Raw genomic sequence first — 20,574 nt, forward strand, 5'->3', positions numbered from 1 at the left:
TGCCCGTTTTGCGCGGGCTGACTTTGTCGGACAGCAAAAGGGTGTCATGATAGGGACGATTTTTCAGGGCACCGGGAAAGGAGTCAGGATGACAGTTGAAATTCGGCCGGAGCGCCCGGAAGAGGCGGCGACAATCCGGCAGGTGACAGAAGCAGCCTTTGCCCTTGCCGAGCATCGGGACGGGACGGAAGGGGCCATTATTGACGCCCTGCGCCAGCTTGGCGGATTGTCCGTTTCCCTTGTTGCCATCGAGGCAGGGGCGATTGTGGGGCATGTGGCGTTCTCGCCTGTTCTGGTGGCGGGGGAGGATCGGAACTGGTTCGGGCTTGGCCCGGTCTCGGTTTTGCCTGACAGGCAGCGGCAGGGCATTGGCGACGCCCTTGTGCGGGCCGGTCTGGCGCGGCTTGAGGGGATGGGCGCCGGGGGCTGCGTGGTGTTGGGAGACCCGGATTATTATCACCGCTTCGGGTTTCGGGCGGAAAGCGACCTGCGGTATGAGGGGGTGCCGCCGGAATATTTCATGGCCCTGTCGTTTGGCGGCGAGACGCCTACGGGGGCGGTTATCTATCACGCGGGGTTTTCGGCGACCTGACGGGGTGGCAGGCTCCCGGTCGGAGGAGCCTGCCTCGCGCCACAGGGGAGACGTGAGCGCGGTTAGTGGGTGGCGGTAATGCCGTCTTCCTTTTTGGACTTGTCCACCAGCTTGCCAGCGATGGATTCAGCCATTTCCGTCATGGTTCTTTTTTTTGAGCCGGTCTTGTGCAGGTTGCCGGAAATCTCGGCGCCGGGCTCGATTTCAATCTCACCATATTCGATGATGCCGGAGACGCGCCCGGTCTTGCGGATGATCAGGCGGCTGCGGGCGGTCAGGGTGCCTTCGAATTCGCCAGAGATGTCCGCCGTGTCGATGGTAACCTCGCCGTTGAACATGCCGCTTTCGGTGATCTCGATTTCCTTGGAATTCATGGAGGCCTCAACCTTGCCTTCCACAACCAGACGGTCACAGGCGGTGATTTCGCCCTTCAGATGGATGTCCTTGCCGACGTGAAGGCGGCTGGTGCTGGACTGGTCCTTGTTCTGGTCGGAGGAGGCGCGGGTGCCGCCGGTATTCAGCGGAAAGGGGGATGTGGCGGTGGCGGTGGCGTAGGGTTTGGCCTTGTCAGGATCGGAGACCGGCTTGACCCGGCTGACCGGTTGGGAGGCCTGGGATGGCTGGGTGGATGCGGACGTGTCCGCAGGTGTTTCGGCGGCGGTGGTGTCGCCCGCCTTTTTCTTGTTGAACATGTCCCTCTCCTTTGAATGACGGTACGAGGAGATTAAAGGCGGCCAACATGGCGCATTTGAGGAAGAAGACTGGCAAATTTATGGAGATTCTGTGGCCCGGTAGGGATAGGTCGTTGCTTTTTTCGCGTCATCCCGTAGGGTGCCCGAACAGGTCCGGTACCGGACAGGAATGAAGTGAAGGTCCCTATGAAAAGTCGTAAAATTGCGGGGTTGTTGCTCCTGCTTGTTCTGCTGACAGTCTATCCGCTTGGTGTGATGTTGCTGGCCGTCAATATCCTGCCGGACAACCGGTGGGTCGAGCTGCTGTTTTATCCGGTTGCGGGAATATTGTGGATTTTTCCAGCCATGAAAATCATCAAGTGGATGCAGTCCGGACAGGAATAATGGCGGGGATCGGTGCGGCATAAAAAAAAGCCGGATCGAGAGGGGGGAGTCGACCCGGCTTGCTGCCTACCAGTGGGAGAGGGGAGTTTCTCACTGATGAGCAACAGAGTGTTCTGTGTATGTCACTCTATTGCTAATATAGTACGTTCCCCAATGGTTTCCAGATGCGGAAATGCAGAAAGACAGCAAGTTTTTCAGAATTGTTTTCGCGAGGCCCGGATGATCTCGGCGGTTTTCTCCCATAGGCAGATTTGATCCAGATCTTCCATCCGTATCCAGCGTATTTCAAGGGCGTCATCGCCCGCCTGCGCCGTGCCGGGCAGGGCCCGGGCAACATAATTTATAAGGGTATAGTGGCATTCTGTCTGCCCCTCGGCGTTTGGCAGGATCAGGTCGGTAACGCCCGCCAGCCCCAGCAGTTCAATCCGAAGGCCGGTTTCTTCCAGAATTTCACGGTGGATCGTTTGCTCCACCGTCTCGCCAAATTCCTGTCGTCCGCCGGGCAGGCTCCACGCATGTTTAAGCGGTTCCTTGCCCCGGCGAATCAACAGGCATTCCTCGTCTCGCCAGATCGCGGCAGAGACCCCGACAACGGGATGGGCGGGAAATGTGGCGGTCATCGGGACGGCCTCACAGGGTGGCCTCGACTTTCATGCACAGGCGTTCGGTCGCCATGATCAGGCGGTTCAGGTCATCGGCCTCGGACAGGCGGTGGTCGCCGTTCTTGATCAGGGTCGTCACCACATCCTCACCCTGCAGGGCGTCCTGTATCCGAAGGGCGGTTTCCCACGGCACACTGTCATCCTTCATCCCCTGCAACAGATGCACCGGACAGGTGATGCCCAGCGGGCCGGTCATGACAAAGTTGCGCGGGCCATCCTCCAGCAACTTTCGGGTAATCACGTACGGCTCGTCAGAATATTCCGACGGCTGCGCCCAGAAGCCCTTTTCCTCAATATCCTTCAGGCCCTCGGGCGGCATGTCTTCCTTCATGCGGGCGGTGAAATCGGGCGCGGCGGCAATGCCGATGAAGCCCTTGACCCGATCCGGACGGAGCAGGGCCATGCGAAGCCCGATCCATCCCCCCATGGAGGAGCCAACCACGATTTGCGGTCCGGCGGTGCATTCGTCAAGCACGGCCAGTGCATCGTCCGTCCAGCGGCTGATGGTGCCGTCCTCGAAATGGCCTGTCGATTGTCCGTGCCCCAGATAGTCAAAACGTGTATAGCTTCTTCCCAGTCCCGTCAGGGCCTGTTCGAGAATGGTTGCCTTTGTTCCCTCCATGTCCGACATGAAGCCGGAACAGAAGATGACCCCCGGTGTGGACCCCGCTGTGTGATGGTAGGCGACGGACTGGCCATCGGGACGCGGCAGCATTTCCGGATCGGTAGACGGGCTGTTGGGAAGTGTCATTGGTATAACCGTTTTGTGCAGTTTATGAAGAATATTGAAATGCAACATAGCACCGGGAATGAGGCAAAAGAAACCCGCCGCCCCGTTGTTTTGCAAATTTTGCCAAACCTGAACGGCGGCGGTGTGGAGCGGGGCACCATCGAGATGGCCGCCGCGTTGAAGGACGCAGGCTGGACGCCGGTGGTGGTGTCGTCTGGCGGGCGGATGGTGTATGAACTGGACCGCATCGATGCGGTTCATGTGACCTTGCCGGTGGCGTCCAAGAACCCGTTTGTCATGCGGCGGAATGTGCGGCGCCTGCGCAAGGTGATCCGCGAGTATGGTGTCGATATTGTCCATGCCCGCAGCCGTGCCCCGGCATGGAGTGCACGGGCCGCTGCCCGCAAGGAAAAGGTGCCCTTTGTCACCACCTTCCATGCGGCCTATACGCGGGGCGGCTTCCTGAAGAATTTCTATAACGCGATCATGGCCAAGGGCGACCGGGTGATCGCGATCTCGAACTTTATCGCCGATCATGTGCGCACCCACTACAAGGTGCCGGAAGACCGGCTGGTGACCATTCCGCGGGGCGTTGATTATCACAAGTTCAACCCCGCCGCCGTCAGTGCCGAACGGATCATCAAGATGGCCACGGACTGGGCGCTGCCCGACGGGGTGCCGGTGGTGATGCTGCCGGGCCGACTGACGCGCCTGAAGGGGCATGTGACCCTGATCGAGGCGCTGGCACGCATGAAAACCCGCGAGTTTCTGGCCCTGTTTGTCGGCGCGGGCGAGGGGCGCGAGGCCTATCGCCGGGAGTTGAACGACCTGATCGAACGGCACGGCCTGCAGGGACGGGTGCAGATCAAGGATTATTGCCACGATATGTCCGTCGCCATGATGCTGGCCGATGTGGTGGTGTCGGCAACGCTGGTGCCGGAAGGCTTCGGGCGGGTCTCCGTCGAGGCGCAGGCCATGGGCCGCCCGGTGGTGGCCACGGCCCACGGCGGATCGCTGGAAACGGTTCTGGACCGGGAAACCGGCTGGCTGGTCCCGGTTGATGACCCGGATGCCATGGCGGAAGCGCTGGACGAGGCGCTGGGTATGTCGCCTGAGGCACGGCAGAAAGTTGCCGCTCGCACGCGGCAATTCGTGATCGACCATTTCACGATCGAGAAAATGTGCGCCCGGACCCTTGAGGTCTACCGCGATGTGCTGGCGGCGAAGCAGGACCCGTATGACCAATAGGGCGCAGAATATTCTGGTGATCAAGCACGGGGCGTTCGGCGATGTGGTGCTGGCTCAGGCTTTGTTTCAGGCCATTCGCGCCCATCATCCGGCGGCCCGGATCACCCTGCTGACAACCGCCCTGTTCAAGCCCTTTCTGGAAAAGTCCGGCCTGTTCGATGACATCTGGGTGGATGACAAGCCCAAGCTGTGGCAGGTGCGCCGCCTGCTGGCCCTGAAACGGAAACTGCGAAGCGGGAATTTCGACCGGGTCTATGACTTGCAGACATCCAGCCGGTCCAGCTCGTATCTGAAGCTGTTTCCCGCAGGGCGCCGCCCGGAATGGTCCGGGGTTGCGCCGGGATGCAGCCACCCGCACCGGAACCCGAATCGTGGCCGCCTGCATACGGTGGAGCGTCAGTCCGAGCAACTGGCCCAAGCCGGGATTACGGATATGCCGCCCGCTGATTTCTCGTGGGCCATCAAGGCGGCCCGGGATTTCGCGCTGCCGGTCCCTTATGCCCTGCTGGTGCCGGGCGGATCGGCGCACCGGCCGGAAAAACGCTGGCCGGCCGCCTCATATGGGGCGCTGGCCGGGCATCTGGTGTCGCAAGGGGTCACCCCGGTGCTGATCGGCGGCAAGGCCGAGGCGGATGTGCTGGCGGAAATTTGCGGGATCTGTCCCGAGGCGATCGACCTGTCGTCCAAAACCAGTCTTGAGGATCTGGCCGGTCTTGGGGCAGGGGCGGCGCTGGCGGTTGGAAACGATACCGGCCCCCTGCATATGATCGCGGCGGTGGGCTGTCCGGTGACGGTTCTGTTCTCGCGGGCGTCCGACCCGTCGCGGGCCCGGCCACGGGGGCAGGCGGTGACGGTTTTGCAGCGCGATGACCTTGCCAGCCTGTCGCTGGACGCGGTAATTGCGACCCTGCCATCCGGTGCCTGAGGGCCGATCTGCAACTTGTCGGGGGAAAAACCCGTAAAATCCTTGGTTTTCTGTGGCAATCGCTTGACATCGATTGCCATATTTTTAAAGTCGCATTTCTCGAAACCAGGTTCAGTTCAGGGTATTGTTCGGAACCCAACATAGTGGTGGTATATTTTGCAAAACGGAAAAGTGAACATTACGCTTCCAGATGGCAGCGTTCGTGTGTTTGACGGGCCCCTGTCGGGCGAAGCGCTGGCAGCGGATATTGGGCCCGGACTGGCCAAGGCGGCAATCGCCTTGCGGATCGACGGCGAGATGAAGGATCTCAAGACCGTTCTCGATACCGACACCACCGTTGAAATTGTCACCAACCGCGAGGAAAGCGACGATGTTCTGGAACTGATCCGCCATGACGCGGCCCATGTGATGGCCGAGGCGGTGAAGGAACTGTATCCGGAAACACAGGTTACCATCGGCCCGGCCATTGAAAACGGGTTTTACTACGACTTTGCCCGCGACAAGCCGTTCACCCCGGAAGATCTGGAAAAGATCGAACAGCGGATGCACGAGATTGTCGATCGTGACGAATCCATCGACCGCGAAGAATGGGACCGCGACGAAGCGGTGAAATTCTTTGAAGGTCAGGGCGAGAAATACAAGGCGGAAATCATCGGCTCGATCCCGGCCGACCAGCCGATCGGCATTTACCGTCAGGGCGAATTTCAGGACCTGTGCCGGGGGCCGCACCTGCCGTCCACCAAGAAGCTGGGCCATGCGTTCAAGCTGATGAAGCTGGCCGGTGCCTACTGGCGCGGCGATTCCAAGAACGAGATGCTGCAGCGTGTGTACGGCACCGCGTGGCGGAACGAGAAGGAACTGAAAGCCCATCTGCACCGTCTGGAAGAGGCCGAACGCCGCGACCACCGCAAGCTGGGCAAGGAAATGGACCTGTTCCACATGCAGGAAGAGGCCGTCGGCATGGTGTTCTGGCACGAACAGGGCTGGACCCTGTACCGGACCCTTGAAAACTATATCCGGCACAAGCTGGAACTGGCCGATTACAAGGAAGTGAAGACGCCGCAGCTGGTGGATCGCAAGCTGTGGGAGGATTCTGGTCACTGGGACAAGTTCCGCGAGAACATGTACACCACGGAATCAGAGGAGCGGACCTTCGCCCTCAAGCCCATGAACTGCCCCTGCCATGTGCAGATTTTCAATCAGGGCATCACCAGCTACCGCGACCTGCCGCTGCGCATGGCCGAGTTCGGCTCCTGCCACCGGTATGAGCCGTCCGGGGCGCTGCACGGTATCATGCGGGTGCGCGGTTTTACGCAGGATGATGCGCATATCTTCTGTACCGAGGACCAGATCACCTCGGAAACCGAGACTTTCTGCGAACTGCTGCTGGATATCTACAAGGATTTCGGCTTTACCGAGGTGAAGGTGAAATTCTCGGACCGTCCGGAAACCCGGGCCGGTGATGATGCCATCTGGGACAAGGCGGAAGGGTCGCTGAAAGAAGCGGTCGAAGCCACGGGGCTGTCCTATACGCTCAACCCCGGAGAGGGCGCGTTCTACGGGCCGAAACTGGAATTTGTCCTGACCGACGCCATCGGCCGGGACTGGCAGTGCGGCACCCTGCAGGTGGACTTCGTGCTGCCGGAACGCCTGAAAGCCAGCTATATCGGCGAGGATGGGGCCAAGCACCGTCCGGTCATGCTGCACCGGGCCATCTTTGGGTCCATGGAACGCTTCATCGGCATCCTGATCGAGGAATATGCCGGACGCTTCCCGCTGTGGCTGGCGCCGACCCAGTTGGTGGTGGCGACCATTACCGACGAAGCGGACGAGTATGCCCGTGAAGTGCTGGCAAAGGCCGCCAAACTTGGCCTGCGCGGCAAGCTGGACCTTCGGAACGAGAAGATCAACTATAAGGTTCGGGAACATAGCCTTGCCAAGGTTCCGGCCCTGTTGGTTGCCGGACGCCGGGAATCGGAAGAGGGAACCATCTCTGTCCGTCGCCTTGGCGACAAGCACCAGAAGGTGATGAGCCTTGATGAGGCACTGGCGCAACTGGCCGAAGAGGCCGCCGTACCGGGTTCCCGATAACGGAGCGGAAACAGGAACAGAATATTGACGGCCTGTTGAAGGAAATTCTGGCACCGGGCCCGTAACAATGTAAAATAAGGGCAGGTGATGGGTGTCGCCATCACCTGACTTCTGTCGAAATAACGAAGGAGAAGGTAAATAGCTCGTCCACAGAGAAATGCGGTTCCGGCCAAGGACGGCCCCCGCACGAACGAACAGATTGACAATGCCGAAGTACGCCTGATCACCGAGGAAGGCGACAATATCGGCGTCGTCCCTATTGAAGTGGCGGCGGGCCTGGCAGATGAAGTGGGACTGGATATTGTCGAAGTCTCCCCCGGCCAGATACCTGTCTGCAAGATCATGGACCATGGCCGCGCCAAGTTTGAGGCGCAGAAAAAAGCCGCCAAGGCCCGGAAAAAGCAGAAAACCGTCGACATCAAGGAAATCAAGATGCGGCCAAACATCGACCAGCATGACTATGACGTCAAAATGCGGGCGGTGGAAAAATTCATTGGCGGTGGTGACAAGGTCAAGCTGACCATGCGGTTCCGCGGGCGTGAAATGGCGCACCAGGAACTGGGCATGGAACTTCTGAAGAAGGTTCAGGCCGAGACCGTGGAAATTGCCAAGGTAGAGCAGCATCCGAAGATGGAAGGTCGCCAGATGACAATGGTGATCGCGCCCGTCAAATAATCCGAATTCTTCCGGAAGACAGGCCGATTCCCCATCGGCCTTTTCCCTCCGGTGGTTCATCAGAAACAATTGGTGAAACAAGGCTTGAATAAATTCGCAAGCCTCGTTATAACCCTCGTCTCGCAGAGCATTCCGGCCAATTGGGGCTGCCGAGTTTGCTCTATTGCTTCAACGGTTAATTAAAGGAAGCCAAAAATGCCCAAGTTGAAAACAAAGAGTGGCGTTAAAAAACGTTTCTCTCTCACAGCCAGCGGAAAGGTCCGTGGCAACCAGGCTGGTAAACAGCACGGTATGATCAAACGGACCAACAAACAGATTCGCAACCAGCGCGGCACGACCATTCTTGCCGACCAGGATGCCCGGATCGTCAAAAAATTTCTTCCATACGGCTAAGGAGAGTAAATCATGGCACGTGTAAAACGCGGCGTGACTACTCACGCACGTCACAGAAAAGTTATCAAGGCAGCCAAAGGTTACTATGGTCGCCGCAAGAACACCTTCCGCACGGCAGTACAGGCGGTTGAAAAAGCCGGTCAGTACGCATACCGCGACCGTCGCGCCAAGAAGCGTAGCTTCCGCGCCCTGTGGATCCAGCGTATCAATGCCGCGTCCCGCGAGCTTGGTATGACATACGGCAACTTTATGCACGGCCTCAAGCTGGCCGGCATCGATCTGGACCGTAAGGTTCTTGCCGATATTGCCGTACGCGAGCCTGAGGCCTTCAAGGCATTGGTTGAAGCTGCTGAAAAGGCATCTGCCAAAGCCTGATTTTGATCGGGCCCTCGATTAGGTTACAAGCTTAGCTACTAGACTTATTCGACGACCACTTTATTAAAAGGGGGCCCACTGCAATGGGTTCCCTTTTTTATTTGCGAGTGATGATGCAGGATATTGAAACGCTTGAAAGCGAGTTGCTGGGGGAGATCGGCAACGCAAAAGATCTCGACGCCCTTGAGGCAGTCCGGATTTCCGCCGTCGGCAAAAAAGGCCGTCTTAGCCTGATGATGAGGGGCCTTGGACAGATGGCCCCCGAAGAACGGCAGGCCGTTGCGCCGAAACTGAACGGTCTGAAACAGACGGTTCTTGACGCCATTGACGCTGCCAAGTCCGACCTGAACCGGGCGGCGATGGAAGCCCGTCTGGCTTCGGAGCGGGTGGATATCAGTTTGCCCGTTCGGCCAGAAATGCAGGGCCGCATTCACCCGATCAGTCAGGTGACTGACGAAATCACGGAAATTTTCGCGGATATGGGCTTTACCATTGCGGAAGGCCCGGACATCGAGGACGATTTCCACAACTTCACCGCGCTCAATATCCCGCCGGAACATCCGGCCCGCCAGATGCACGACACGTTCTATCTGCCGGAAAAGGCGGATGGCACCCGTCAGTTGCTGCGCACGCATACATCACCGGTGCAGATTCGCACCATGCAGAATATCGAGCCGCCGCACCGTATCGTGGTGCCGGGCCGCACGTTCCGCTGCGATTCCGACCAGACCCACACCCCCATGTTCAACCAGATTGAAGGCCTTGTCATCGACAAGACCAGCCATATGGGGCACCTGAAAGGCGTTCTGAAGGAATTCTGCCGGGCTTTCTTTGAGGTGGATGATGTGGAGATGCGGTTCCGCCCGTCCTATTTCCCGTTCACCGAACCGTCCGCTGAAATGGATATCCGCTGCACCTTTGCCGGCGATCACATCAAGATCGGCGAGGGCGACGACTGGATGGAAATTCTGGGTTGCGGCATGGTCAACCCGAAGGTTCTGGCTCATTGCGGGTTGGACCCCAATGAATATCAGGGCTTTGCGTGGGGTATGGGCATCGACCGGATCGCCATGCTGAAATACGGCATTCCTGACCTGCGTGCTTTCTTTGATTCCGATCTGCGCTGGTTGAAACATTACGGATTTGTTCCTTTGGATATCCCGACACTTGGGGGAGGGCTGTCACGATGAAATTCACTGTCTCATGGCTTCGTGAACATCTGGAATTCGACGCCTCGCTGGACGCCCTGTCCGAAAAGCTGACGGCCATCGGGCTGGAAGTTGAGGAAATCACCGACCGGGCCAAGGAACTGGAAGCCTTCCGGGTCTGTCATGTGATCAAGGCTGAACAGCATCCCGATGCGGACCGCCTGCGCGTCTGTCAGGTGGATACCGGCACGGAAGTGGTGCAGGTTGTCTGCGGTGCGCCCAACGCCCGGACCGGTATGAAGGCGGTTTTCGCCCCGTCCGGTGTCTATGTTCCGGGGACCGACCTGTTGCTGAAACCGTCCAAGATTCGCGGCGTTGAAAGCAACGGCATGCTGGTCTCCGAACGTGAAATGGGCATTTCCGACGAGCATAACGGCATTATCGACATGCCGGAAGATGCCGAGATCGGCGCCAGTTTCGCGGTTCTGGCCGGTCTGGATGACCCGATCGTGGAAATTGCCATCACACCGAACCATCAGGATGCCCTTGGCGTTTACGGGATTGCCCGTGACCTGGCGGCTGCCGGTTTCGGGACGCTGAAGCCGCTGAACACGGCTGCTGTTGAAGGGGTGTTTGACAGCCCGATTGGGATTGAGCTGAAATTCAGCGGCGAGAAACCGCTGCCCTGTTCAAAATTCCTCGGTCGCTATGTGCGCGGTGTCAAGAACGGCCCCAGCCCGAAATGGCTGCAGGATCGTCTGACCTCTATCGGATTGCGGCCGATTTCCACACTGGTGGACATCACCAATTTCTTCACGTTCGATCTGGGCCGCCCGCTTCATGTGTTCGATGCGGACAAGCTGTCCGGTAACATCCAGCCGCGCATGGCCAAGGCCGGGGAAACCCTGCTGGCGCTGGATGGGGATGAATACACCCTGTCCGCCGAGGATTGCGTGATTGCCGATGATGCCGCCCCGCAAGGTATTGGCGGGATCATTGGCGGGGAACTGAGCGGCTGTACCGACGAGACCGTGAATGTGTTTATTGAGGCTGCGCTGTTTGACCCGATCCGCATTGCGACGACAGGCCGGACACTGGGCGTTGAATCCGATGCGCGTTACCGGTTCGAGCGGGGCGTTGACCCGGATTTCGTTGAAACCGGCATGGAAATGGCAACCCGTATGGTCATGGAACTGTGCGGCGGCGAACCCAGCCATGTTGTTTCTGACGGCACAGGCCCGGACTGGAAAAAACAGGTGACCTTGCGCAAGGCGCGGGTTCAGGAACTTGGCGGTGTCGAGGTTGCAGAAACCGAGATGGTGGCCATTCTGGACCGTCTGGGTTTCAACCCGCAAGACAAGGGCGAGACAATCGTTACGGATGTGCCGTCCTGGCGCATGGATGTGGACGGGGAGGCCGATCTGGTCGAGGAAGTCCTGCGGATCGTGGGCTACGACCACATCCCGACCGTACCGCTGCCGGCCCTGAGTGCGGTTGCCAAGCCGTCTGTCAATCTGGGGCAGCGCCGGGTTCGGATCGCCAAGCGGGCGCTGGCCGCACGCGGGATGATCGAGGCGGTGACCTATTCCTTCCTGCCGCGCGCCCATGCCGAGCTGTTCGGTGGGGTGAACGAGGATATTGTCCTGTCCAACCCGATCAGTTCCGATCTGGACGTGATGCGTCCGTCCCTGTTGCCCAACCTTGTGGCCGCAGCCGGTCGGAACCAGTCCCGTGGTTTCCATGACATCTGCCTGTTTGAGGTGGCCGGGGAATATCATTCTGACCAGCCGGACGGACAGCGCACGGTTGCCGCCGGTATTCGGACAGGCCAGACAGGGGGCCGCCACTGGGCGGGCGCGGGCCGGGCATTTGATGTGTTCGATGCCAAGGCCGACGTTCTGGACCTGCTGGAAGCGGTGGGCGGACCTGCCTCGACGGCGCAGGTGGTGACCGGGGCCCCGGAATGGTATCACCCGGGCCGGTCCGGCGTGATCCAGTTGGGGCCGAAGAACCGTCTGGCGGTCTTTGGTGAATTGCATCCGGCAGTTCTGGAAGCCATGAAGGTCAAGGGGCCGATCATGGCGTTCGAATTGTATCTGGATGCGGTGCCCCTGCCGAAAGGGGAGCGGAAAACCGCCAAATCGCCGCTTCAGGTGTCTGACTATCAGGCCGTGGAACGGGATTTCGCCTTCCTGATGGATCAGGATGTGCCGGCCGAGAAAATCCTTCGGGCCGCCCGCGGGGCGGACAAGAAGCTGATTGCGGACGCCACGATCTTTGACATCTATGAAGGCGACAAGGTGGAAGCGGGCAAGAAGTCCGTCGCCCTGTCCGTGCGCCTTGAGCCACAGGACAAGACCCTGACCGATGAAGAGATCGACGCGGTGTCGGCCAAGGTCGTCATGAATGTTGAAAAGACCAGCGGTGGTACTCTTCGCCGCTAGGGAAAACAAGAAGTGAACCGGCAAGGGGGGCGTGTAAGCGGCCCCCTTGCGTCTTTCAGGAGAACAGTTGTGTCACAGGTAATTCCCGCCGGGTTCGAGGCGTTTGACGGGATCAAGGGGTTTGTTGAGACAACCGGCCCCCTGTTTATGAAAACAGAAGAAGGCAAGGCCATTCTGGGCCTTCGCGTTGAGGAACGGCATTGCAATATCGCTGACATTTGCCATGGCGGCATGTTGATGACCTTTGCGGATATGCAGCTTGGTGTGGGCTCCCAGTTCGAGACGAAGGTGGGCAAGTTCCTACCGACGGTCCATATGAGCTGTGATTTCGTGGCACCGGCGCCGCTGGGATGCTGGCTGGAGGGGCGGACAACCGTCCTGAAGCAGACCCGCAAGACGATTTTCGCGACCTGCCTTCTGACAGCAGACGGGGAAACCGTGTTCAGCGCCAGTGGCATCATGAAGATTCCCGGTGACGGGAATGGAAAATTCAACGATATTGTGCTGCCTAGGCGCGGATAGATATTGCATCCCCTTTAAACTATGTTACTTGGAGACTAGGCGCTCCGCTTGTTTCATTTGACGGCTTGGAAGATGACAGACCTCAGCAAAATCAGAAATTTCTCGATCATTGCCCATATTGACCATGGCAAGTCCACCCTGGCGGACCGGCTCATTCAGGATTGCGGCGGGCTCGACCAGCGGGAGATGCAGCAGCAGGTCCTCGATAACATGGATATCGAGCGCGAGCGGGGCATTACCATCAAGTCCCAGACCGTGCGTCTTCTCTATACCGCGAAGGACGGAGAGACCTATACGCTCAACCTGATCGACACACCGGGCCATGTGGACTTTGCCTATGAGGTTAACCGGTCCCTGTCCGCGTGTGAAGGCTCGCTGCTGGTGGTGGATGCCAGTCAGGGCGTTGAGGCCCAGACCCTTGCCAACGTCTATCAGGCCATCGAAGTCAACCACGAGATCGTTCCGGTCCTGAACAAGGTGGACCTGCCAGCCGCCGATGTGGACCGGGTGTCCGAGCAGATTGAGGAAGTGATCGGCATCGATGCGACCGATGCCATTGCCGTATCCGCGAAAACAGGCCTTGGGATCAACGAGGTTCTGGAAGCCGTGGTCAACCGCATGCCGGCCCCGACCGGTGATCGGGACAAGCCGCTGCAGGCGCTGCTGATCGATAGCTGGTATGACGCCTATCTGGGTGTTGTGGTCCTGTTCCGGGTGCGCGAGGGCTTTATTCGCAAGGGTCAGAAGATCCGCATGATGGAAACCGGCGCGTCCTATCTGGTGGACCGGGTGGGTGTGTTTACGCCGAAGGGCCTGATCGTCGACGAACTTGGTCCGGGCGAAATCGGCTTCATGACCGCGGCCATCAAGGAAGTGGCGGATACCAAGGTGGGTGATACCATCACCGACGACCGTAAGCCGGCCGCCGCGCCGCTGCCGGGCTTCAAGCCGAACCAGCCGGTGGTGTTCTGTGGCCTGTTCCCGGTCGATTCCGCTGATTTTACCGAACTGAAAGCCAGCCTTGGCAAGCTCCGCCTCAATGACGCCAGTTTCTCCTTCGAGGCGGAAACCTCCGCCGCGCTCGGCTTCGGGTTCCGTTGTGGCTTCCTCGGCCTGTTGCATCTGGAAATCATTCAGGAACGGCTGGAGCGGGAGTTCGATCTGGACCTGATCACCACCGCACCGTCCGTGGTCTATCACCTGTATATGACCAATGGCGAGCGGATCGATCTTCATAACCCGGCGGATATGCCGGACATCATGAAGGTGGAGCGGATCGAGGAGCCGTGGATCAAGGCAACCATCATGGTGCCGGACGACTATCTTGGCCATGTTCTCAAGCTGTGCGAGGAAAAGCGCGGCGTCCAGTTGGACCTGACCTATACGGGCAACCGGGCGATGGTGGTCTACAAGCTGCCCCTCAACGAGGTGGTGTTCGACTTCTATGACCGCCTCAAATCCGTCAGCCGGGGCTATGCCAGCTTTGACTATGAAATGTATGCCTATGAGCAGGGCGACCTTGTGAAGCTGAGCATTCTTGTCAATGCGGAGCCGGTGGACGCGCTGGCCATGCTGGTGCACAGAAGTCAGGCGGAAAACCGGGGGCGCCAGCTGTGTGAGCGTCTGAAGACCCTCATTCCGCGCCAGCTGTTCAAGATTGCCCTGCAGGCGGCCATTGGCGGCAAGGTGATTGCCCGTGAAACCATCAGCGCCATGCGCAAAGACGTGACCGCAAAATGTTACGGCGGTGATATCACCCGTAAGAAAAAGCTGCTGGAGAAGCAGAAGAAGGGTAAGAAGCGGATGCGCTCTGTCGGCAACGTCGACATCCCGCAGGAGGCCTTCCTGGCCGCCCTCAAGATGGGCGACGACTGATCGGACCTGATGCAGGCCCTGTCCCCGGTGGGCAGGGCCTGTTTTCTATCTCAGGAACCGCTTGGGCTTGTTGCGGCGGCTCCGCCAGAGGCTGAGGGCCAGCAGCAGGCTCCCTGGCACCAGAAACACCGCCCACGCCGGCAGCAACAATACACTCAGAATGACAGGGTCCCAAAGGACCGGGTGCAGATAGCGCTGAACGACCGCCTGAAGCAGGTTGAGGCTGGACGAATCTATCATGAACCAAAGCTGTCCCAGCAACTGGGGCGTCCATTCCCCGGCCTCCAACGACGCGACAATCTCGGCGCCGCCCAGTAACAGGGCCAAAATGATCAGGCCCCACGCAACAATCTTCAAAAACACGTGCAACGTCCCCCCGAGGCCGTTTTGTCCGATCGCGGGAAAAATCCCCGTTTTTCGGCACTATTGCTCACTTTCGTTCCGATATTTCGGGTCAGCCTAGCCATAAACAGACAGCGGGTAAATGATTTTCAATTTTTTACGGTTTGTGGGCTTGCATTCTTCGTCTTGTTGGGTATATTCCCCCGGTCCCGGTAATACCGGGCCCCGCGGAGGGGTGGCCGAGTGGCTGAAGGCGCACGCCTGGAAAGTGTGTATACGGCAACACCGTATCGGGGGTTCGAATCCCCCTCCCTCCGCCATTTTCTCTTTCCTGACATAGCGATATACTGTTCCGCCAAGTGGTCCTACTTGCTTTAGGTGGCTGCATATCTTGCGAAGTCGGCAGTCAATCCTGTAGCTGGGCCTTCATTTAAAGATTATGGCTTTTTACAGTGTGCAGAAGCCAGGTTGGGGAGGTGAATTATGGGTTTGTAGCTTTATGATGAGCTTGTCTTTTGGCGGTGCTGTATTTTGGTTTTGCCTTGCTCTGGCTTCAGCGTGAGGCCTGATTATTCGCTTGAAAGTTTTAAAAAAAACTATATCTACTAAATAAACCTTAGGTAGGTCGCATTCATTATATTAGTTGTCACATAACGATCTGGTTGTTCGTTTTAATTTGTGAAAAGCTACATTAAAAAATCTTAACCAAGTATAAATCTCAACTAGTGTAAATTGACTTTACCTAGATTTTGGGCTTATTCTGCCTTGTAAAGGGGTTGTGAGACATGTCGAAAACAAATAAATCCAAGGGACAGGCATTCCTCTCTGGCTTTTTGCTGGGAATGAGTGCGACTGGTTTTGTTCAGGGTTCTCATACTTATGCAATGAAGCGCCACCCAGTTGGTGGGTTGAATTCAGATTGGGTCGCTGTCGGTAGCGATATGCGTCGGGGGATGCGCAAAGTTGAACAAGAACAGTTGCGAATTGGAACGTACTTTAGAGGACGAAAATCGGCATAATCCAGAAGCTGATGGTATGACACAGCCAGATGATTATGTGACAGTTCCCGAAGAAGAAATCGAAGAAGTTGTAACTGGGTCGCTTGCTAAGGCAGTGAAGGAGGCTGGGCTTCAGAGAAAGTTGCGCAAGCAGGATTTGCAGCGGCTATCTAAGAAGATGACAGAGTTTGCTGCTGTTGGAATGTCAGCGACAGTGGTTAGATCAGGCCCTCTCCCGGCTCCTGAAGAGTTTGCCAAATACGAAGAAGTTCAGGAAGGGACTGCTGATAGAATAATTCGATTGACCGAGAAGGAGCAATCTCATAGGCATGAGATTGAGGAAAGGCAGCAATCTCAGGATTTTGTATTCTCTACTTTAGGCTTGATTTTAGGTTGGCTATCGTTTGTTACTTTGGTAGGTGGCGCAATGTATGGTGGATATATTGGCAATAAATGGCTTATTGTAAGCTGTTTATCTCTTGCCGCGCTTGGTGCTATTGGCCAGTTTGTTAAGGCCGCAATAAAAAAGAAAAAGTAATTTAAGTCACCGACTAAAGATAATTGAAAGCATTTCAAGCCTATAAGTCTCTTACTTTTTAGGTTCCAGAGAGAATTTAAAAAGCGAGGCACTTTGGGGTGCCTCGCTTTGTAGGGGATCAGATCAGCCGTAGCGGTAGGGGACGCCGGCTTTTTCCATGACCTTCTGGTATTTCTTGAAGATTTCGACGACCTTGGCGGCGCGTTCGTTTTCGGAGGCGAGTTCTTCCCAGAAGCTTTCCGCATCCTTCACAACGGTTTCCCATTCCTGTGCCGGGATGGTGGTCAGTTCCAGCTTGTCGCCGTTGACGCGCAGGTCGGCTTCGCCGCCCCAGTACCAGACCTGACGGTAGTAGTGGGACTGGTCCATGGTGATCTTGAACAGTTCCTGCAGGTGCGGCGGAACCTTGGCCCAGCTTTCGGAGTTGGCGAAGTAGGAGCCACACCATGCACCGGTGACGTTGTTGAGGAGGCCGTATTTACAGATGTCGGCCCAACCCACTTCATAGGCTTCGGTAAAGCCGCACCAGGCCACGCCGTCCAGTTCGCCGGTCTGCAGGGCCACTTCCACGTCTTCCCACGGAACCGTGACCGGGATCAGGCCATAGCGGGACAGGAAGCGACCGGCGGTCGGAACACCAAAGACGCGCAGGCCGCGCATGTCCTCGATGGAGCGGATGGCCTTGTCCTTGGTGAAGATGTGAAGCGGATCCCAGGCGCCGGCACCCAGCCATTCAACACCTTCAATCTCGTCATAGGCGGATTTCCAGATTTCGTTCAGGCCATAGCGTTCGAACAGCACCGGCAGGTCGAGGCTGTAGCGGGTAGAGAACGGGAAGTACCCGCCAAAGGCCGCAACATCCGCCGGGGACGCCATGGTGGCATCGTCGGACTGAACCGCATCGAGGGTACCGTTCTGCAGGGCGCGGAACAGCTCGCCGGTGGGAACCAGCTGGTCGGCGTAGAACAGCTCGATTTCCATTTCGCCGTTGGCTGCCTTGTTAAAGGCCTCGATCTGCGGCTTGATCACATGGGCGCCGAGCGGGGCACCGGAATAGGTTTGCAGGCGCCACTTGATCGGGGCCTGTGCCCGGATGATGTTCGGTGCTGCGAAGGTCGCGGCACCGGCGAGACCGGCTGTGGTCAGAAACTTTCTTCTTGTCGTCATTGAAACCTCCTTGTTTGCTGTTTCTTGGGTGACATTGGGTAATCAGAACTTATGGGTTATTTCCCGTAAACCAGATCGGGAAGCCACATGGCAATGTTCGGGAACATCATGAGCAGGGCCAGCGCCACCACCATGACCATCACGAACGGGATGATCGATGAATAGATGTCCCGCAGCCCGATTTCCTTGGGGGCCATGGCCCGCATCAGGAACAGGTTGTAGCCGAAGGGCGGCGTCATATAGGCGATCTGGGTGGTGATGGTATAGAGAACGCCGTACCACACGAGATCGAAGCCGAGAACCTTCACCAGCGGCACATATAGCGGCGCCACAATGACCAGCATGGCCGTGTCATCGAGGAACGTGCCCATCAGCAGGAAGGAAAGCTGCATCAGGATGAGGATGGTCCACGGGGACAGGCCGAGCTGTTCGGTGAACAGGTTGTCGATGGCCTTGACCGCGCCAAGACCGTCAAAGACCGCGCCAAAGCCAAGCGCCGCCAGCACGATCCACATGAACATGCAGGAAATGGCCAGCGTGTTGCGGACCGACACCTCGAACACTTCGCGGGTCATGCGGCCCTTCAGGATGGCCGCTGCCATGGCCGCCAGCGCACCGATGGCGGAACTTTCCACCAGACTGGTCCAGCCTTTCAGGAACGGGATCATCATGGTGAAGAAGATGCCAAGCGGCAGCAGACCGGCCAGCAACAGCCGGTATTTCTCGGCCTTGGTGACGGAGCGTTCCTCTTCCTTCAGGGCCGGGCCCAGTTCCGGCTGCACCTTGCAGCGAATATAGATATAGACAATGAACATGGCCGCCATCATCAGGCCCGGAACCACACCGGCAAGCCAGAGCTGGCCAACGGGCTGGCGGGCAATCATGGCGTAGAGCACGAGAACCACCGAGGGCGGGACCAGAATGCCGAGCGAGGACCCGGCCTGAATGACCCCGGTGACCATGCGTTTGTCATACCCCCGCCGTAAAAGTTCCGGCAGGGCGATGGTCGCCCCGATGGCCATGCCGGCAACGGACAGGCCGTTCATGGCAGAGACCAGGACCATCAGGCCGATGGTGCCAATGGCAAGGCCGCCATTGATTGGCCCCATCCATACATGGAACATCCGGTACAGGTCTTCGGCGATCTTGCTTTCAGACAGGATGTAGCCCATGAAAATGAACATGGGCAGGGTCAGCATGGGATACCATTTCATGACCTTCATGGCCGCGGCGAACGGGATGGTCGAGCCCCCCGTGCCCCACAGGGCAAGGGCCGCAAGGGCGGCGATGCCCCCGATGGCACCAAAGACCCGTTGACCGGTCATGAGCATCAGCATCATGGAGGAGAACATCAGGATGGCGATAAGCTCATAAGGCATTACAGTTTAACTCCGCGGATTGTGGCGATGTCTTTGATGAGTTCGGAAACGGCCTGAAGCAGCATCATGGTGATGCCAAAACACATCACGACCTTGACGGGCCACATATAGGGGCGCCACAGGCTGGCGCTGCGTTCCTTGAATTCAACGGCATAAATGGTGGATTCGATGCCGCCATAAAGCAGGACGCCCAGATAGAAAATAAGAAGCAGGACGGTGATACTGTCCACCCACGCCTTCTTGCGCACGGACCAGTTGCCATAGAACAGGTCCATGCGGACGTTGGAGCCAAGCTGGATGGAGTAGGGACCACCCACCAGATAATAGGCAACCAGCGCAAACTGCGCCAATTCCAGTGTCCAGAAGGAAGGGACGACAAAGGCGGCCTTGGAAATGGTGGACCATGCCAGAATGGCCATCAGCACGAACAGGCCATACATCATGATCCTGCCCAGGCGATAGTTAACCTTGTCGACGATTGATACGTAGTGTTTTGCGAATTGATACATCCGTGCCCCCTCCTTTTCCCTACTGCGCGGTAATCACGGTGACGCCGGCCGCATTCAGGGCATCCAGGAAAGCCGGGTCGGGAGTTTTGTCGAGTATGAGGCGATCAATCTGATCCAGGCCGCATACGTGAAATGTGGATCGATGGTTGAGCTTGGAGCTGTCGGCCACCACGGTGACCTGTTCTGCCGCATCGATCATGGCGCGGGCCACCTGCGCCTCGCTTTCCGAGAAGTCGGCGGCCCCCTTGTGGTCCAGTGTTCCCACTGTCAGGACCGCATGGTCGGCCCGGAACTTGCCAACTTCGGCAATGGTGGTGGAACCCACGGTCTGGTCGTTGTCGTGGCGATACCGTCCCCCCAGCATGATGGCGTCAGACTGTCCCGGTCCCGCCGCGAAGACATGGGCAATGCGGGCGGAATTGGTGATCACCGTCAGGTTCTTGATCCGGGAGAGTGCTTCTGCGCAGATCAGGGTGGTTGATCCGGTGTCCATGAACAGGGACTGGCCGGGCGAGATGGTGCGGGCAAGCTGGTCGGCAATGATCTGTTTGGCAAGGGTATTGCGGGTCAGGCGCTCCCCGAAAGAGCCTTCATCGGAGGGGGTGATCCTGACAACGCCGCCATGCACTTTTCGAACCTGACCGGCCTCTGCCAGTGCGTTCAGGTCACGCCGAACGGTTTCCGGGGAAGTGGAGAATTTTTCGGCAAGTTCTTCAACACTTGCCTTCCCCCGGCGTTCAACAAATTCAAAAATTGCAGCTTTTCGAGGCCCCGGCCGTAAAGCCTGTCGCCTTCCTGACATGTCTAAAAGCCCTCCAAAAAGTTGCTAAATAATCTATATTTTCTCGCAAATGTGTCTACCTAAAAATGACCAAATGGTCACCG

General features: G+C 57.9%; 22 protein-coding genes and 1 tRNA gene. 15 read left to right on the forward strand and 8 right to left on the reverse strand.

All coding sequences use genetic code 11. From position 1 onward, the window contains the following. The first annotated feature begins 88 nt into the window (after positions 1-88). A complete protein-coding gene (locus FQB27_RS03005) occupies positions 89-592 on the forward strand; it encodes a GNAT family N-acetyltransferase (protein ID WP_169559376.1) in 504 nt (167 codons plus the stop codon). 62 nt (positions 593-654) lie between these two features. Here FQB27_RS03005 and FQB27_RS03010 read toward each other — a convergent pair whose 3' ends face one another. Then, a complete protein-coding gene (locus FQB27_RS03010) occupies positions 655-1,284 on the reverse strand; it encodes a bactofilin family protein (RefSeq protein WP_169559377.1) in 630 nt (209 codons plus the stop codon). Positions 1,285-1,470: 186 nt separating this feature from the next. On the opposite strand from FQB27_RS03010, the gene FQB27_RS03015 reads away from it, so the two are divergent. After that, positions 1,471-1,668 carry a DUF2842 domain-containing protein gene (locus tag FQB27_RS03015; protein WP_169559378.1) on the forward strand — a complete coding sequence of 66 codons (198 nt, stop codon included), beginning with the start codon at positions 1,471-1,473 and terminating at the stop codon, positions 1,666-1,668. Positions 1,669-1,862: 194 nt separating this feature from the next. On the opposite strand, the gene FQB27_RS03020 is transcribed toward FQB27_RS03015, so the two are convergent. After that, entirely contained in the window at positions 1,863-2,288 is a 426-nt protein-coding gene (locus FQB27_RS03020) for an NUDIX hydrolase (protein WP_169559379.1), read from the reverse strand. Between the two features lie 10 nt (positions 2,289-2,298). After that, entirely contained in the window at positions 2,299-3,081 is a 783-nt protein-coding gene (locus FQB27_RS03025) for an alpha/beta fold hydrolase (RefSeq protein ID WP_169559380.1), read from the reverse strand. Between the two features lie 39 nt (positions 3,082-3,120). Between FQB27_RS03025 and FQB27_RS03030 the strand changes: the two genes are divergently transcribed. The 10 genes from FQB27_RS03030 (at position 3,121) to lepA (ending at position 14,756) form a co-directional block, all read left to right on the forward strand. Continuing rightward, positions 3,121-4,308, forward strand: coding sequence for a glycosyltransferase family 4 protein (locus FQB27_RS03030; protein ID WP_169559381.1), 1,188 nt, complete (start codon positions 3,121-3,123; stop codon positions 4,306-4,308). Then, positions 4,298-5,233 (forward strand): glycosyltransferase family 9 protein, encoded by a 936-nt coding sequence (locus FQB27_RS03035; RefSeq protein WP_169559382.1) that lies wholly within the window; start codon positions 4,298-4,300, stop codon positions 5,231-5,233. Before FQB27_RS03030 ends, FQB27_RS03035 begins: the two co-directional genes overlap by 11 nt. Before the next feature lie 171 nt (positions 5,234-5,404). Beyond that, on the forward strand, positions 5,405-7,324 hold the full coding sequence (gene thrS / locus FQB27_RS03040; RefSeq protein WP_169559383.1) for a threonine--tRNA ligase: 1,920 nt from the start codon (positions 5,405-5,407) through the stop codon (positions 7,322-7,324). A gap of 138 nt (positions 7,325-7,462) precedes the next feature. Further along, positions 7,463-7,999: a translation initiation factor IF-3 gene (gene infC, locus FQB27_RS03045; RefSeq protein ID WP_169560050.1), complete on the forward strand. Its 537-nt coding sequence runs from the start codon at positions 7,463-7,465 to the stop codon at positions 7,997-7,999. A 195-nt stretch (positions 8,000-8,194) separates the two neighbouring features. Beyond that, entirely contained in the window at positions 8,195-8,392 is a 198-nt protein-coding gene (rpmI, locus tag FQB27_RS03050; RefSeq protein WP_169559384.1) for a 50S ribosomal protein L35, read from the forward strand. 12 nt (positions 8,393-8,404) lie between these two features. Beyond that, positions 8,405-8,767: a 50S ribosomal protein L20 gene (gene rplT / locus FQB27_RS03055; protein WP_169559385.1), complete on the forward strand. Its 363-nt coding sequence runs from the start codon at positions 8,405-8,407 to the stop codon at positions 8,765-8,767. Positions 8,768-8,880: 113 nt separating this feature from the next. After that, a complete protein-coding gene (gene pheS, locus FQB27_RS03060; RefSeq protein WP_169560051.1) occupies positions 8,881-9,957 on the forward strand; it encodes a phenylalanine--tRNA ligase subunit alpha in 1,077 nt (358 codons plus the stop codon). Beyond that, positions 9,954-12,359, forward strand: coding sequence for a phenylalanine--tRNA ligase subunit beta (pheT, locus tag FQB27_RS03065; protein ID WP_169559386.1), 2,406 nt, complete (start codon positions 9,954-9,956; stop codon positions 12,357-12,359). The genes pheS and pheT overlap by 4 nt, the downstream gene beginning before the upstream one ends. Positions 12,360-12,428: 69 nt before the next feature. Continuing rightward, positions 12,429-12,881, forward strand: coding sequence for a PaaI family thioesterase (locus tag FQB27_RS03070; RefSeq protein ID WP_169559387.1), 453 nt, complete (start codon positions 12,429-12,431; stop codon positions 12,879-12,881). 72 nt (positions 12,882-12,953) lie between these two features. After that, complete coding sequence (gene lepA, locus FQB27_RS03075; RefSeq protein ID WP_169559388.1) at positions 12,954-14,756, forward strand: translation elongation factor 4; 1,803 nt, start codon at positions 12,954-12,956, stop codon at positions 14,754-14,756. A gap of 45 nt (positions 14,757-14,801) precedes the next feature. On the opposite strand, the gene FQB27_RS03080 is transcribed toward lepA, so the two are convergent. After that, positions 14,802-15,119 carry a hypothetical protein gene (locus tag FQB27_RS03080; RefSeq protein ID WP_206374246.1) on the reverse strand — a complete coding sequence of 106 codons (318 nt, stop codon included), beginning with the start codon at positions 15,117-15,119 and terminating at the stop codon, positions 14,802-14,804. A gap of 208 nt (positions 15,120-15,327) precedes the next feature. Here FQB27_RS03080 and FQB27_RS03085 point away from each other — a divergent pair. From FQB27_RS03085 to FQB27_RS03095, 3 genes are all read left to right on the forward strand, one after another. Next, a tRNA-Ser gene (locus tag FQB27_RS03085) sits at positions 15,328-15,418 on the forward strand. 465 nt (positions 15,419-15,883) lie between these two features. Next, positions 15,884-16,117 (forward strand): hypothetical protein, encoded by a 234-nt coding sequence (locus tag FQB27_RS03090; protein WP_169559390.1) that lies wholly within the window; start codon positions 15,884-15,886, stop codon positions 16,115-16,117. Continuing rightward, positions 16,083-16,634 carry a DUF2335 domain-containing protein gene (locus FQB27_RS03095; RefSeq protein ID WP_169559391.1) on the forward strand — a complete coding sequence of 184 codons (552 nt, stop codon included), beginning with the start codon at positions 16,083-16,085 and terminating at the stop codon, positions 16,632-16,634. Before FQB27_RS03090 ends, FQB27_RS03095 begins: the two co-directional genes overlap by 35 nt. 123 nt (positions 16,635-16,757) lie before the next feature. Here FQB27_RS03095 and FQB27_RS03100 read toward each other — a convergent pair whose 3' ends face one another. From FQB27_RS03100 to FQB27_RS03115, 4 genes are read right to left on the reverse strand one after another with little or no spacing between them, the layout of a single operon-like run. Then, entirely contained in the window at positions 16,758-17,801 is a 1,044-nt protein-coding gene (locus FQB27_RS03100; RefSeq protein WP_169559392.1) for a type 2 periplasmic-binding domain-containing protein, read from the reverse strand. A gap of 56 nt (positions 17,802-17,857) precedes the next feature. Next, positions 17,858-19,180, reverse strand: a complete 1,323-nt coding sequence (locus FQB27_RS03105; RefSeq protein ID WP_169559393.1) for a TRAP transporter large permease — start codon at positions 19,178-19,180, stop codon at positions 17,858-17,860. Further along, positions 19,180-19,689, reverse strand: a complete 510-nt coding sequence (locus FQB27_RS03110; RefSeq protein WP_169559394.1) for a TRAP transporter small permease subunit — start codon at positions 19,687-19,689, stop codon at positions 19,180-19,182. The genes FQB27_RS03105 and FQB27_RS03110 overlap by 1 nt, the downstream gene beginning before the upstream one ends. 19 nt (positions 19,690-19,708) lie before the next feature. Further along, entirely contained in the window at positions 19,709-20,491 is a 783-nt protein-coding gene (locus FQB27_RS03115; RefSeq protein WP_169559395.1) for a DeoR/GlpR family DNA-binding transcription regulator, read from the reverse strand. Between the last annotated feature and the right edge of the window lie 83 nt (positions 20,492-20,574).

The sequence above is a fragment of the Sneathiella chinensis genome, assembly GCF_012720115.1.
GTDB lineage: Bacteria > Pseudomonadota > Alphaproteobacteria > Sneathiellales > Sneathiellaceae > Sneathiella > Sneathiella chinensis.

Excerpts from the sequence above, each read along its gene's own strand:
- FQB27_RS03005 (WP_169559376.1), top strand. The coding sequence starts at position 89 with ATGACAGTTGAAATTCGGCCGGAGCGCCCGGAAGAGGCGGCGACAATC.
- FQB27_RS03010 (WP_169559377.1), bottom strand. The coding sequence starts at position 1,284 with ATGTTCAACAAGAAAAAGGCGGGCGACACCACCGCCGCCGAAACACCT.
- FQB27_RS03015 (WP_169559378.1), top strand. The coding sequence starts at position 1,471 with ATGAAAAGTCGTAAAATTGCGGGGTTGTTGCTCCTGCTTGTTCTGCTG.
- FQB27_RS03020 (WP_169559379.1), bottom strand. The coding sequence starts at position 2,288 with ATGACCGCCACATTTCCCGCCCATCCCGTTGTCGGGGTCTCTGCCGCG.
- FQB27_RS03025 (WP_169559380.1), bottom strand. The coding sequence starts at position 3,081 with ATGACACTTCCCAACAGCCCGTCTACCGATCCGGAAATGCTGCCGCGT.
- FQB27_RS03030 (WP_169559381.1), top strand. The coding sequence starts at position 3,121 with ATGCAACATAGCACCGGGAATGAGGCAAAAGAAACCCGCCGCCCCGTT.
- FQB27_RS03035 (WP_169559382.1), top strand. The coding sequence starts at position 4,298 with ATGACCAATAGGGCGCAGAATATTCTGGTGATCAAGCACGGGGCGTTC.
- rpmI (WP_169559384.1), top strand. The coding sequence starts at position 8,195 with ATGCCCAAGTTGAAAACAAAGAGTGGCGTTAAAAAACGTTTCTCTCTC.
- rplT (WP_169559385.1), top strand. The coding sequence starts at position 8,405 with ATGGCACGTGTAAAACGCGGCGTGACTACTCACGCACGTCACAGAAAA.
- pheS (WP_169560051.1), top strand. The coding sequence starts at position 8,881 with ATGCAGGATATTGAAACGCTTGAAAGCGAGTTGCTGGGGGAGATCGGC.
- pheT (WP_169559386.1), top strand. The coding sequence starts at position 9,954 with ATGAAATTCACTGTCTCATGGCTTCGTGAACATCTGGAATTCGACGCC.
- lepA (WP_169559388.1), top strand. The coding sequence starts at position 12,954 with ATGACAGACCTCAGCAAAATCAGAAATTTCTCGATCATTGCCCATATT.
- FQB27_RS03090 (WP_169559390.1), top strand. The coding sequence starts at position 15,884 with ATGTCGAAAACAAATAAATCCAAGGGACAGGCATTCCTCTCTGGCTTT.
- FQB27_RS03100 (WP_169559392.1), bottom strand. The coding sequence starts at position 17,801 with ATGACGACAAGAAGAAAGTTTCTGACCACAGCCGGTCTCGCCGGTGCC.
- FQB27_RS03105 (WP_169559393.1), bottom strand. The coding sequence starts at position 19,180 with ATGCCTTATGAGCTTATCGCCATCCTGATGTTCTCCTCCATGATGCTG.
- FQB27_RS03110 (WP_169559394.1), bottom strand. The coding sequence starts at position 19,689 with ATGTATCAATTCGCAAAACACTACGTATCAATCGTCGACAAGGTTAAC.
- FQB27_RS03115 (WP_169559395.1), bottom strand. The coding sequence starts at position 20,491 with ATGTCAGGAAGGCGACAGGCTTTACGGCCGGGGCCTCGAAAAGCTGCA.